The following is a 13,211-nucleotide window of genomic DNA, read 5'->3' on the forward strand; positions in this document are numbered from 1 at the left end:
CTATAATTATGAAATTCATACCTGTTTTTTTATCTGTTTTACTTATTTCAGGATGTACATCTGTCTGGACCCCTGTTCCCGGAGTTGATTTATATACTCAGGCAGAAGCGGAAACCTATTGCTTACAGGATGCACACAAACAATATCCTGAAAAAAATGAAGTTGCGCAGCGCAGTGTCATGCGGGATGTTGAGAAAAAATGCAAAAAAGATGATGACTGCGGAAAAGACAAAACCTATAAAGAACAAACACCGGTGACGGAAAGCTATGTAATGGATGTTAATGAAGACAGCCGGAACCGTTATTTTTATACCTGCATGAAATCAAAAGGCTGGGACAGGCAAGATAAATACCTGTGGGAATAATCGTATAATAAGGGCGGATTATTATCCGTCCTTATTATTACGTATTACGGGGAATTGCTGTTTATTTCTGCGTTTTTTGTGCAGATTGTGCAAATTCCTGTTTGGCTTTCTCTAACTGAGCCTGAAATGCCGGATTGGAGTGTAATGTGGCGACTGCGGCAGAGCCGACAATCCGCGCGGCATCAACATCACTTTGCCAGTGATAGCCACAGATAACGCGGCTTTGCCCGAGCTGATAGCCTCTTTCCAGGATAGCATCCTGATTTTGCGGATTAATTTCGGATAATACCAACGCGGTTGCCCAGCCGATTGAGGTATGGCCGGATGGGTATGATCCGTTAGAAGACAGTTTTTTCTGATCTTTAGTATTACAGGTTTCCGTATTATAAAAAGCAAACGGACGGATGCGCATATAATGTTCTTTGGCTGAGCGGGTGGCGAGATCACCGGCATCTTCAATCATATTGGTCAGCAATTTATAAAGCTCAGGCGACTCTTTTTCCGTTATCGGCGAACCAAATGCTCCGGAAAATGCTGTTGATACACCACCGGCTGCTAAATCTGCATCAGCCTGCGCCTGTTTTCCCCGCTCTGTACCGCGCAGCAGACGACCTTTTTCATACATTGCCTGGTCATTTAAAAAGAGAATACTGCCCGCTTCCGGCGGAGGTGGTAACAATTTCAGACTGTCTATCGCCTGTTCATTTTTTAAATAATATAAGTCTGGCTTGGTGGTGACATCATTACCCGCCGGAACAGCGGCAAAAGCGTGAGCTGAAAATAATGAAAACAGGCACAGTGCGATAATATTTTTTTTCATGGATGATCCCCGACAATTAAAATGATAACGGTAAATAGTGTGATGTGTATTGCGTATTGTTTTCAGTTTATTACATGAGAACATCATTCTCTGTTAACTGACTCAAAAAATGATGTATTACGTATTTGTTATATGGCTCAGGATAGCTTGCCATAAAATGGTGAATATAATTGATTATTAACATCAAAAAAACTGACATTAATAAGGTTTTTTTGTTAAAAAACAGTATTTAATAAGACAAAAAATTCTATTGCTAATTGATAAATAACTGAATATATAAAATATCAGGCACGTATATATTATAACAATTTTTTTGCATAAAAACCGGAGAGAAGTGCTCTGTGATTATCATCTGCATTAAATCCTCTTTACTACGCTATAATACGGGTGAGTACTATTCTCATTCAACAGGGGTATGTTATGACAGGGTTAATCAACAGGTTACTATCACACGAGGATGCCGGAAAATTACTATTGCGGCTTTCCGTCGGCGGATTGATGTTATTTCACGGTATCGGTAAATTACTGACCGGTGCTGCCGGTATTAAAGGGCTGCTGGCCTCTTTCGGTTTACCGGAATTTATTGCATACGGCACATTTTTGGGTGAGATTGTCGCGCCGGTATTTATTATCCTGGGTATTTTAACGCGTCCGTCGGCCTTGTTGGTTGCGTTTACCATGGTTGTAGCCTGGCTGATGATCGGGATAAATAAAACATTTGTGCTTGATGCGACAGGGGCGTGGGCTATCGAAAGTCTGGTGTATTTCTTTATCAGTGCGCTGGCACTTGCATTAATGGGCGCAGGAAAATATTCCGTGATGAAAAACGCCTGCTGGCGGTAAAGTAATGTGCAAAATATATCTGTAAAAAAGGGCCGGCAATTATTGCCGGCCCTTTTTATGTTCTGCGGATCTTATGGCTGTTGTGCCGCAACCGTATTCAGATTTCGCTCTTTACGGGCAGTCCAGCCAAAATGTGCCAGCGGTATAAAGCCGACAATAATGGCGAGTATTGATACCCCTGCAACATAATACGCCGGAGCCATCGTGCTTTTCTGTAACCATGCTGCGGTCAGCATCGGGGTTAATCCACCGAATACCGCGTACGCCATGTTGTAGGCGAAAGATAACCCGGAAAAACGGATCGCCGGCGGAAATGCGCGGGTGCTGATAATTGGTGTGGTGGCAATCGCACCGACAAAAAAGCCCATAACCGCATAGTTGATAACCAGGGACGCCGCTGTGATATCCGGTGACAGCGCACTGTAAAAGTAGAATGCGCTGATGGCTAATCCGCCCCAGGAGAGTGCTAAGGTCACACGGCTGCCGGTTTTATCGTCCAGCCAGCCCCAAAAAATACAGCCGAGGGTTAAGGTCAGTGTTGCCACGCAGTTAGCCTGCAATGACAGTGTGCGATCAATACCATACATCTTTTCAACCACCACCGATGGCGTCATCAGGATAATGACAACAATCGCAGTGGATAATGACCAGGTCAGTGCTGCGGTAACAAAACACGCCATTTTGTGGTTTTTCAGAACCGTTTTGACCGGCATTTCTGCGGATAATGTCCGGTTGGCGGCCATTTCTTTAAAAATCGGTGTTTCCTGCAAAAAACGGCGCAGATACACGGAGATCAGACCAAACACCCCGCCTAATACAAACGGAATACGCCATGCCCAGGCGGATACTTCTTCCGCGCTGTAAGTTGCCTGAACCGCAATTGCGACCAGCGAGCCGAGCAGTATCCCGCCGGTGATGCCGGATGTTAATGTTCCGACGCCCAACCCGTAGCGCTGCTGCGGCGTATGTTCTGCGATAAAGACCCAGGCACCGGGCATTTCACCACCGATTGCAGCACCTTGTAAAATCCGCATCAACAGCAGTAAAACAGGAGCAGCCACTCCGATGCTTTCATATGTCGGCAACAGGCCGATGACTAATGTCGGTACCGCCATCAGAAAGATACTGAGGGTAAACATCCGTTTACGTCCGATAATATCCCCAAAGTGCGCCATAATAATCCCGCCGAGCGGGCGCGCCAGGTAACCGGCGGCAAAAATACCCAAGGTTTTCATCTGGGCGATAACTTCATTGTCGCCCGGGAAAAAGAGGTGGGTTAGTGTGCCGGTGAAAAACACAAATATGACAAAATCATAGAATTCAAGCGTGCCGCCGAGAGACGATAAACCCAGTGTTTTATAATCGTTTTTATTTAACGGTCTTGCCTGAGGCTGACTTAATGGTGATGCAGTTGCTGTCATAATTATGTCCTTTAATTCATTTACTGATTCAATGACGGGGTCGTGTCATAATTTTTCTCATTGGATTGTCCCAAAAGAGATAATGGCGATAACTGTTTTCCGGGTCTCACCGGGAGATCCGGAAACGGAATCACATGGATAACATGTTACTGAAGTGTACGCTTTGTTATAGCAAAAAATCCTATGCAGTGTAAACAGTACCGGCAAAAGCAATTCATAAATTCTTTTTATATCCATTAATACGGACTTAAATTCTAAATATGATTTGCATCACGGATGATAACGTTAATGAGCAGAGAAAGTCAGAATATTATGAAATACAAAATTGAACAGGAACAAAATAAAGAGGAGAGATTATTTATGGCATTAATAAACACATATTGCGTGGTTAACATAAATAATATTTATATTGTTTTTCTGATATTCCATCAATATTCCGTGATATATGACAAAGTCAGTAATAATAAATAAACCGGGAAGGTGAGAGGAATATGTGGTAATAGAACCCTGACTATGACCATTCTGACTCTGTATGACTGAGCCGGCATGATAATCCACTGGTATATATTTGTATCTGCCGGCCTGTATCCTGAATGACGTTGGGTATTGCGGTAATAAAAATGGTCACGTAAAGCAGAAGCAGAGCCTCTCTTTACGTGACCATTATTTTTTTGTAGCCATTGTTGCCTGAATAGTCAGACCAGGAACAGGGTGGCAAGACCTAAGAAGATGAAAAAGCCGCCGGTATCCGTAATGGCGGTGATCATCACACTTGCGCCGAGCGCGGGGTCCCGCCCGAGTTTTACCATGGTCAGCGGAATAAGCACGCCCATAATGGCGGCCATCAGCAGGTTCAGTACCATCGCCAGTGTCATTACCGCACCCATTGCCATATCACCGTAGAGCAGATAGGTCACGACGCCCATTATCCCGCCCCAGACAACGCCGTTGATAAAGGCGACCCCGAGTTCACGCAGCAGCAGGAAAGAAAAACTGCCTTTCTGAATCTGATGAAGTGCCAGCGCGCGGACAATCATGGTAATCGTCTGGTTGCCGGTATTACCGCCGATACCCGCGACAATCGGCATCAGGGCAGCCAGTGCGACCAATTGAGATATGGTATCTTCAAACACACCGATAACACGCGAGGCGACAAATGCGGTACAGAGGTTAATAGCCAGCCATGCCCAGCGGTTTCTTACCGCCTGGCCAACCGGAGCGAACACATCCTCTTCCGGGCTTAACCCCCCCATACGGCGGATATTTTCTTCGCTTTCTTCGTTGAGATTATCAACGATATCCTCAACGGTCAGCCGCCCGAGCAGGCGTCCGTTGTTATCGACGACAGCCGCCGAAATTAAGTCATAGCGTTCGAACGCCCCGGCGGCATCTTCCCCTTTTTCATCGGGAAGAAAGGTTACCGGCTCAGTTTTCATTACCTCAGACACCAGTTTGTCCGGGGATTGCGTCAAAATAGTGGTGAGAGGTAATTCACCCTGCAAAATATTGCTGCTGTCGATAACAAATATTTTATCCGTCGCTTCCGGAATATTACTGCGGTAGCGCAGAAAGCGCTGTACTGTTTTCAGTGATACATTGCTGCGCACGGTGACAAATTCGAAATCCATCATCTGCCCGATACTGTCGCCCGGATATTGCAGTACGGTACGGATGCGGTTACGCAGACTCGGCTCAAGATAGGTCAGCAGGCGGCGCATGGTATCGCGCGGCAGATGCTCGGCAATATAAGCCTGCTCATCCACATGCAGGGAGGCAACCGCGCGCAGCAGTTCTTTGTCCGACATATCTTTGATAAGACTGTCCCAGACAGAGACTGAGGCTTCAACCAGCACTTCCCCGCGCTGATGGTTATCAATCAGGTGCCAGAGTGCCAGACGTTCATCATAAGGTAAGGCTTCCAGCATATCCGCAAGGTCAGCGGCGTGAAGACCGGTCAGCAGATCTTTGACTGTTTTTATCTTTGCATGCAGCGCTTCATCACTGAGCCTGGCATGTTCATCAGCCGTACCCAGTATGGTCTCAACAAACTCACTGTCATTAAGAAACAAAGGCAGTATTTGCTGACGGACATGTGCCAGCCGCTGGGAATGCCGGTTGACCGGAGATGCGCTGTCAATGGTGAAACTGTGTTCAGACATAATTTTCCTATACACATAAAAACTTTAAATAATAAGACTGAGCGGCGTTCTCTCTGTTATACGTCTTCTTCTTTTATATCGAGGTGCCAGCCGGGCACATCATCCCAGTATGCCTGCTCTTTTTCCAGATCAAGTTGCATCAGCGTGTTTACTGTTAAGTAATAACGCGGAAAAAAGAGTGTCCAGTGCCCGTCATTCGTCACCAGGCGCAGTGTTGCCCGTTTGGTGGTGGACTGGCGCTGGTTATTGAGCAGGGCGGACAGACGCAGGATCTGTATCAGGGGGATGACCTGCTTACGTTTAAACAGGATAAATTTAGGGATGTCATCACTTTTGATAGCTTTGCGGTGGTAGCGCACCAGTGTGGAGAGCAGCAGCTGCTGCTCCTGGGTGAATCCGGGTAAGTTGGTATTTTGCAGAATGTAGGCCGAATGGCGGTGTAAACCCGACAAATTGATACTTAACCCGACTTCATGGAGCCAGACCGCCCAGACAAGAATCGCTTCCTGTTGTGGATCAACAAGATCCGGGTTTTGTTCTGACCACTGACGGTAAAGATTTTTCATGGTGGTCAGGACGCGCAGCACCTGCGCTTTATCCACATTATAGTGTTCCACCAGGCTTTGCGCGGTGCGCTGGCGGATATCCTGATGGCGGAAACGACCTTCCATTTCATACAGCACGCCTTCGCGCAGCGCACCGTCAGATAACCGTAGTTCTTTGATTTCAAGAGCGTCAAATAAGCCGCACAGGATAGCAAGCCCGGGCACAAACACCTTTTTGCGATCCTCTGAGAGACCAGGCAAATCCAGTGAGGCGAAATTTTTGTAACGCAGAACTAATTTGACCAGCAATGCCAGGCGGACAGGGGTAATTATTCCGTCCCGTTCGCCCAGCTCCCGCAAAATTTCACAGGCGGCTTTGATCGTGCCGGATGCCCCGAGACACACATCCCAGCCCTGAACACGGAAGGCGATAGCGACATTTTCCAGTTTGGACGCCGCCATAAGTCTGGCGCGGGTGAAATTGGCTTCAGTAATGTTGCCATCCGGAAAAAACTGGCGGCTGAAACTGACGCAACCCATGCTGCGACTTTCAATCAGGATGGGTTCAAAACGCTCACCGATCACAAGTTCAGTGGAGCCGCCGCCGATATCCAGCACCAATTTGCGGCCTTTTTCCGGCTGTGTGTGCTCCACACCCATAAAAATGAGGCGCGCCTCTTCATGTCCGGAGATTATTTCTATCGGGTAGGGGATAACGGCGGCGGCACGCTCCACAAATTCATGTGCATTAACCGCTTCACGCAGGCTGTGTGTGCCGACGATAGTTACCTGTGCCGCCGGAAAGCCCTGGAGGCGTTCGGCAAATAGCGCCAGACAGGCCAGCCCGCGTGCGATGGCTTCTTCACTAAGTTCATTGTGTTCATTCAGTCCTTCAGCCAGATAAACCCGCTGCTTCAGGCGACCGAGAACCTGTAATGCGCCGTTAACAATACGGGCAATGACCATATGAAAGCTGTTAGAGCCCAGGTCGATAGCTGCAATTTCCAGCGGGCGATCTTTTTCCGTGATCAATGATAATGGCATGAACATAGCCCTTTAATTATCCGGTTGTTCCAGGGAACGAATGTAGTCATAAACCGCCATCTGTGAGCGGATTTTTCGTTTATTACCGCGCGGCACATAGTGGTTGGTCATTTCTTTATCGATAAAGCGGGCTTTTTCATTATCACTGAACTGGATATCAAGTATGTCAATAACCCGGCGACGCAGCGCCGGATCAAGCAGACGAACCGCCACTTCTATCCGGTAATCGATATTGCGGGTCATCCAGTCGGCAGAGGAGAGGTAGACTTTCTCATCCCCTTTGTTTGTGAAGACATAGACTCTGTCATGCTCAAGAAAACGGTCAACGATACTGGTGACCTGAATATTTTCACTGTATGGCACCTGTCCCGGCACCAGTGAACACATTCCCCGTACCAGCAGCCGTATTTTCACCCCGGCTTCAGAGGCATCATACAGGCGGTCAGTCAGTTGTTTATCAACCAGATTATTAATTTTGAGGGTGATCCCGGACTCAAAACCGGCAAGGGCATTGGCAATTTCGTCATCAATCAGCTGATTAAGCATTGCCCGTGAATTCTGCGGAGAAACCATCAGGTTATCAAAACTGACCGGACGGTACGGGTTTTCAATAAAGTTAAACACCCGGCGCACTTCATTGGTTATCTCTTCATTGGCGGTCAGCAAAGAGTAGTCGGTATAAAGACGTGCCGTTTTCTCATTAAAGTTACCGGTGCCGATGTGGGCATAGCGGCGGATAATATCCCCCTCTTCCAGCCGGGAGATGATAAACAGCTTGGCATGAATTTTAAGCCCGGGCGCGGAGAAAATGACATGCACACCGGCGGCGGTCAGATGCTTCGCCCAGTGAATATTTGCTTCTTCATCAAACCGTGCCTGTAATTCCACCACCACAGTCACTTTTTTGCCGTTGTGTGCCGCGTGGATCATCGATTCAATAATGCGTGAATCTTTGGCAACGCGGTAAATGTTCATTTTGATGGAAATAACACCCGGGTCAAAAGACGCCTGGCGCAGCAGCTCCATCACATGCTCAAAGGTATGATAAGGATAATAAAGCAGCACATCCTGCTCAAGGATCGCATCAAAGCCGTTGCGGTGATGATCAAATAAGGCATGACGCAGGCGCGGCAGAGGCTTGTTTAATAAATTCTTATTGCCTTCATTCGGGAAGCGGATGAAATCCTTGAAATTATGGTAACGTCCGCCGGCGATCACGGAGTCATCATTGGTCAGCCCGAGTTTTTCCCGCAGGAGAGTAACCATTTCATCCGGCATATCCCGCTGATAAACAAAGCGTACCGGCTCTGCGGTCAGGCGCTGCTTGAGTGTGGATGACATCAGTTCCATCATCCCGGACTCCATTTCAGTCGCCAGGTCATATTCCGCATCGCGGGTCATTTTCATGGAGTACGCATTCAGCGCGTCGAAATCGAAAAAGCCTTTGAATACCTCATCCAGACAGTAACGCAGAATATTATCAATCAGGATCATTGACTGGCGACGGCGGGTATTTTCGGTCGGCAGATACACAAAACGCGGCACTTTATCAGACGGGATTTCCAGCAGCGAATAGCGGGTCTGACGTCCGGCTTTGACAATTTCCACCGCAAGATAGGTGTAATCGTCTTTCAGAAATTCCACCAGATCAGTGCTGGTCTGGATCATGATAGGCGTGATGTATTGGCGCAGATGCTGGCGGAAATACTGGCGCAGCCAGATTTGCTGCTTTGGTGAAATCTGACGTTCGTTGATCAGGAAAATCTGGTTACGGGCCATTTCCAGCAACAGGTCGTTATACAGGGAATCAAATTCCTGATCCTGCTTGGCGACTTTGGTTTCAATTTTGCGCAGCAGATGGCGTGCACTGGCGCCGGAGCCTCGTTGCTCCTCATTAATCAGGATGCGGCGTTTGACATCCGCATAACGGACTTTATAAAACTCATCCAGATTATTGGAGTAAATGCCCAGAAAACGCATGCGTTCAATCAGCGGATTGCGGTTGTCGGCAGCCTCCTGAAGAACCCGCTCGTTGAACGACAGCCAACTGAGTTCTTTTTCCATATAGAGTCTATCTTGGGACATTATTACTCCGCAATGAGTTGCTCTGTTTATACCCGCCATACTTCAGGATGCCTGGTTATTGACTACACGCATCCCGGACTATTCAGCGTATAATAATGTAGAACGCGGCGTACAGTTTACTAAAAAAAAGCTACAGGTTCTGCTTTACGCGGGCATTTTTTTCGATAAATCTTTCCGGGTTCACGGCGTTATTTTTATAGACCAGGTATTCCGGCTGAAAAATACACATGCGGATAGCTGTCCGGTATTCACCGTTGACGAAAAATTCATCAATTAACTTACCTTCTGTGTGAAAACCAAGCTTTTTATAAATATGAATCGCTTTTTCGTTTTCGATATCAACAATCAGATAAAGTTTATACAGATTCAGAACTGAGAATGCGTAATCTGTTGCCAGTCCGGCCGCCCGTGAGGCAAAACCGTGTCCCTGATGTGCCGGCGCAATAATAATCTGAAACTCGGCACGGCGGTGTATATGATTAATTTCAACCAGCTCGACTAATCCCACTTTGGTACCGTCACTCTCAATAATAAAGCGGCGTTCGGATTGGTCGTGAATATGCTTATCGTATAAATCGCTTAATTCGATGAATGCTTCGTAAGGTTCTTCAAACCAATAACGCATGATGCTGGCGTTATTATCCATCTGATGAACAAATGCTAAATCCTCACGCTCAAGCGGACGCAGTTTTACAGGCGGAACAACCTTGCCACCAGTCATATATCACCCCGGTATGATGTTTATACCCTTATTCATTCAACCTGCAGGTTCGTTGGTTGCATCTTGAATGACGTTGGGTAAATCTTAACGACAAGTGTAACACATAACAGAAACGGAATTATCTGAGGATGGAAATTTAGCCCCCGGGAAGCGGGTGGTGTGTTATCCGGACCGGTTTTCATTATTAGTCGCATTAATCACACATTAATCGCAATAAGAGTATAAATCTGTGTGCCGTCAGAAGATAAATTATGTGATAATACGCGTTATTATTAATATACACCGGATATCCCCATGAACCCGACTAAAGCTGACCGGACAAATCTGAAGACATTTACTGATTTACCTAATGTCGGGAAGGCGGCGGCAGATGATCTGCGCCTGCTGGGATATGAAAAACCGGAAGAGATAACCGGCTCTGACCCGGTCATTATGTATGAAATGCTGTGTGCTATCACCGGCGTCCGCCAGGACCCTTGTGTGATGGATGTGTTCTGGTCAGTCACTGATTTTCTGGGTGGACAACCGGCACAGTCCTGGTGGAACTACACAGAGCGGCGCAAAGATCATCTGAAGAAAATGATGTCGCTGCGCTAGTCATGGTGATTACCCCTGGTGGTCAGCGAGACGAATCCCGTCCAGGCTCATTCCGTCCAGGTATGGGCCGTCATCACGCAGTGTGAGTCTGTCCTGCACAAACCAGTTTATTACCTGCGGATAAATCCGGTACTCTTCCTGCTGTACCCGCGCCGTTATTTTTTCTTCGGTATCGTCCGCAAACAACGGGATACGCGCCTGAAGAATAACCGGGCCGCCGTCTAATTCCTCTGTCACAAAGTGAACAGATGTACCGTGTTCGGCATCGTTATTGTCCAGCGCTTTGCGGTGTGTATGCAAACCCGGATATTTCGGCAGCAGAGAAGGGTGGATATTGAGCATGCGCCCGTAATAATGGCGGACAAACCCGGGACTCAGAATCCGCATATAACCGGCAAGAATAATCAGATCAGGCTGATAGTCATCAATATGCGTTTGTAACGCCGCATCAAATGTATCCCGCGAGCCGAACTGTGCCGGACTGAGTGACAGCGCAGGTATCCCCGCAAGGCGCGCGCGGGTTAATCCGTATGCTTCTTCTTTATTACTGAAAACAGCTACAATAACAGCATTGATTGCGTCAGGGCGCTGCGGGTTGCAGGCGTCAATTAACGCCTGCAAATTACTGCCGCTGCCGGAAACCAGAACGACAAGACGCTTTTTCATCAGCAGATAACAACCTGCGGCTCATCTTCACGACAGACGGCGATATCACCAATCTGCCATGCCGTTTCACCGGCTTCGGTCAGCAGCGCAAGTGCGGCAGGTACAGAACCAACCGGCAGTGCGATTATCATACCGACACCACAGTTAAAGGTGCGGTACATTTCATACTCATCCACATTGCCGGCAGTTTTCAGCCAGTTAAACACGGCCGGCCATTGCCAGGATGCACCATCAATGCGCGCTTGTGTGCAGTCAGGTAATACACGCGGGATATTTTCCCAGAAACCGCCGCCGGTCAGATGTGCAATAGCATGTACATCAGTATTTGCGATAAGTTTCAGGATAGATTTCACATAAATCTTTGTCGGGGTCAGCAGGTGGTCTGCCAGTGATTTTCCGTCAAGCTCCGTTGTGGCAGGGTCTGTTTTGCTCACTTCCAGAATTTTACGGACAAGTGAATAGCCGTTAGAGTGCGGCCCGCTGGATGCAAGGGCAATCAGCGCATCACCGGCGCGGACTTTACTGCCGTCAATAATCTCTGATTTCTCAACAACGCCGACGCAGAACCCGGCAACATCATAATCATTACCGTGATACATGCCCGGCATTTCAGCAGTTTCACCGCCGACCAGTGCGCAGCCGGACTGTTTACAGCCCTCGGCGATACCTGTCACCACACGGGCAGCCGTATCCACATCCAGTTTTCCGGTTGCGTAGTAGTCTAAGAAGAAGAGGGGCTCTGCTCCGCAAACGATCAGGTCATTCACACACATGGCAACCAAATCAATACCAATAGTATCGTGACATGCCAGATCCATCGCCAGACGCAGTTTAGTCCCCACGCCGTCAGTACCGGAGACTAACACCGGCTCCCGGTATTTCTGCGGCACTGCGCAAAGCGCACCGAAACCACCCAGTCCGCCCATCACTTCAGGACGGCGTGTTTCTTTGACAACATGCTTAATACGGGAAACTAAGGCATTACCGGCATCAATATCAACACCGGCATCTTTGTAACTCAGAGAAGTTTTGTCAGTCACTGCGGCCCCCAACGGCGATTGCAAGTAAGTGGGTGAATCGAAAACGTGATCATTCTAACAGCCCACGCAAACGATTGCGAGACTATTTGCGCCGGAATTTATGATATTGCGTCATGTCACATTTATTTATGTAACGAACATGAAACGCGTGATAGTTGACTAAAATCAACAAATGCAGGGTGGCGCTGCGGAAGAAAAGCGGTATAATCTCGCGATTTTTTTATCCGCCAGGGCTTACACAGTAGGAGATCCCATGAAAGTCACCGAGGTTAAACACCCGCTCGTTAAACACAAACTTGGCCTGATGCGAGATCATGATATAAGCACAAAACGCTTTCGTGAACTGGCCTCAGAAGTCGGTAGCCTGCTGACCTATGAAGCAACTTCAGACTTAGAAACTGAGACAGTGACCATTGAGGGTTGGTGTGGTCCGGTCGAAATCGAACAAATTAAGGGTAAAAAAATTACCGTGGTGCCAATCCTGCGCGCAGGTATTGGTATGATGAATGGTGTGCTGGAAAGTATTCCGAGCGCACGCATCAGTGTTGTCGGTGTTTATCGTGATGAAGTCACGTTAGAAGCTGTGCCGTACTTCCAGAAATTAGCCTCTAATATTGAAGAGCGTATGGCGCTGGTGGTTGATCCTATGCTGGCAACCGGCGGTTCTATGATTGCCACGATTGACCTGCTGAAAAAAGCCGGCTGTACCGCAATTAAAATTCTGGTGTTGGTTGCCGCACCGGAAGGGCTGAAAGCGCTGGAAAAAGCACACCCGGATGTTGAGCTGTACACTGCCTCTGTTGACGATCACCTTAATGAACACGGATACATTGTTCCGGGTCTGGGTGATGCAGGCGATAAGATATTTGGTACGAAATAATATAATGAGCCGACTTGATAGTCGG

12 protein-coding genes are annotated in these 13,211 nt (G+C 47.7%); 4 read left to right on the plus strand and 8 right to left on the minus strand.

Going from position 1 to position 13,211, the window contains the following annotated elements; genetic code table 11:
• Positions 1–8 precede the first annotated feature (8 nt).
• Positions 9–365 (plus strand): hypothetical protein, encoded by a 357-nt coding sequence (locus tag ACMHKJ_RS00110; RefSeq protein WP_413491471.1) that lies wholly within the window; start codon positions 9–11, stop codon positions 363–365.
• Positions 366–426: 61 nt separating this feature from the next.
• Here the strand turns inward: ACMHKJ_RS00110 and phoC are convergent, their stop codons facing one another.
• Complete coding sequence (gene phoC / locus ACMHKJ_RS00115; protein WP_413491472.1) at positions 427–1,185, minus strand: acid phosphatase PhoC; 759 nt, start codon at positions 1,183–1,185, stop codon at positions 427–429.
• Between the two features lie 420 nt (positions 1,186–1,605).
• Between phoC and ACMHKJ_RS00120 the strand changes: the two genes are divergently transcribed.
• A complete protein-coding gene (locus ACMHKJ_RS00120) occupies positions 1,606–2,028 on the plus strand; it encodes a DoxX family protein (RefSeq protein ID WP_067363348.1) in 423 nt (140 codons plus the stop codon).
• Positions 2,029–2,099: 71 nt separating this feature from the next.
• Here the strand turns inward: ACMHKJ_RS00120 and ACMHKJ_RS00125 are convergent, their stop codons facing one another.
• The 5 genes from ACMHKJ_RS00125 to speG form a co-directional block, all read right to left on the minus strand.
• Positions 2,100–3,449 (minus strand): MFS transporter, encoded by a 1,350-nt coding sequence (locus ACMHKJ_RS00125; protein ID WP_413491473.1) that lies wholly within the window; start codon positions 3,447–3,449, stop codon positions 2,100–2,102.
• Positions 3,450–4,144: 695 nt separating this feature from the next.
• Positions 4,145–5,608, minus strand: a complete 1,464-nt coding sequence (gene mgtE / locus ACMHKJ_RS00130) for a magnesium transporter (protein WP_067363342.1) — start codon at positions 5,606–5,608, stop codon at positions 4,145–4,147.
• A 56-nt stretch (positions 5,609–5,664) separates the two neighbouring features.
• The gene (gene ppx / locus ACMHKJ_RS00135; protein WP_413491474.1) at positions 5,665–7,197 is read right to left on the minus strand and encodes an exopolyphosphatase; all 1,533 of its coding nucleotides are present in this window, start codon (positions 7,195–7,197) and stop codon (positions 5,665–5,667) included.
• Positions 7,198–7,209: 12 nt separating this feature from the next.
• Positions 7,210–9,282 (minus strand): polyphosphate kinase 1, encoded by a 2,073-nt coding sequence (ppk1, locus tag ACMHKJ_RS00140; RefSeq protein WP_413491475.1) that lies wholly within the window; start codon positions 9,280–9,282, stop codon positions 7,210–7,212.
• A 130-nt stretch (positions 9,283–9,412) separates the two neighbouring features.
• Positions 9,413–10,003: a spermidine N1-acetyltransferase gene (speG, locus tag ACMHKJ_RS00145; protein ID WP_413491476.1), complete on the minus strand. Its 591-nt coding sequence runs from the start codon at positions 10,001–10,003 to the stop codon at positions 9,413–9,415.
• A 294-nt stretch (positions 10,004–10,297) separates the two neighbouring features.
• Here speG and ACMHKJ_RS00150 point away from each other — a divergent pair, with 294 nt between their 5' ends.
• Positions 10,298–10,600 (plus strand): helix-hairpin-helix domain-containing protein, encoded by a 303-nt coding sequence (locus ACMHKJ_RS00150; protein WP_413491477.1) that lies wholly within the window; start codon positions 10,298–10,300, stop codon positions 10,598–10,600.
• Positions 10,601–10,609: 9 nt separating this feature from the next.
• Here the strand turns inward: ACMHKJ_RS00150 and purN are convergent, their stop codons facing one another.
• The gene (purN, locus tag ACMHKJ_RS00155) at positions 10,610–11,266 is read right to left on the minus strand and encodes a phosphoribosylglycinamide formyltransferase (protein WP_413491478.1); all 657 of its coding nucleotides are present in this window, start codon (positions 11,264–11,266) and stop codon (positions 10,610–10,612) included.
• Complete coding sequence (gene purM, locus ACMHKJ_RS00160; protein ID WP_413491479.1) at positions 11,266–12,306, minus strand: phosphoribosylformylglycinamidine cyclo-ligase; 1,041 nt, start codon at positions 12,304–12,306, stop codon at positions 11,266–11,268. The genes purN and purM overlap by 1 nt, the downstream gene beginning before the upstream one ends.
• A gap of 253 nt (positions 12,307–12,559) precedes the next feature.
• On the opposite strand from purM, the gene upp reads away from it, so the two are divergent.
• Positions 12,560–13,186: a uracil phosphoribosyltransferase gene (gene upp / locus ACMHKJ_RS00165; protein WP_067398359.1), complete on the plus strand. Its 627-nt coding sequence runs from the start codon at positions 12,560–12,562 to the stop codon at positions 13,184–13,186.
• Positions 13,187–13,211 lie beyond the last annotated feature (25 nt).

It is taken from the genome of Morganella psychrotolerans (assembly GCF_965118875.1).
Lineage (GTDB): Bacteria > Pseudomonadota > Gammaproteobacteria > Enterobacterales > Enterobacteriaceae > Morganella > Morganella psychrotolerans_C.